The 339-nt window shown below is 55.8% G+C and carries 1 protein-coding gene; it reads right to left on the bottom strand.

The features are described 5' to 3' along the window. A partial coding sequence (locus tag HMPREF2806_RS07860; RefSeq protein WP_158010530.1) for a hypothetical protein occupies positions 1–339 on the bottom strand: 339 nt, incomplete at both ends.

Here is a 339-nt window from a genome sequence, read left to right as displayed (position 1 = left end):
CCAGCACCCGGTGCACAAGCATCAGCCAACAGGCCGATAGCCAAAGCACCAGCAGCAATCAGAGCCACAGCACCAGCAGCCTGCTGGTAATCAGCACCGAAGCGCTTGAGCTGAGCATTGATGCCATTGACCTGGTCAGCCAACGGGCCGTTGAACAGACCAGCCTGCTGCTGCAGACGGGTATTCAGATCCTGAATCTGCTTGTTAATCGGAGCCACAAACTCCGAGAGACCCGGAATGTTCATCTGGGAAGCCAGACCAACCGGAATCAGGAACAGCAGCGGGATACCAATACCCAAACCGGTGTTGATGCAACGCTCAGACAGGTTGGAAGAACCA

The organism is Corynebacterium sp. HMSC076G08, assembly GCF_001811515.1.
Classification (GTDB): Bacteria; Actinomycetota; Actinomycetes; order Mycobacteriales; family Mycobacteriaceae; genus Corynebacterium; species Corynebacterium hiratae.
This window is presented reverse-complemented; position numbering and strand designations above follow the sequence as displayed.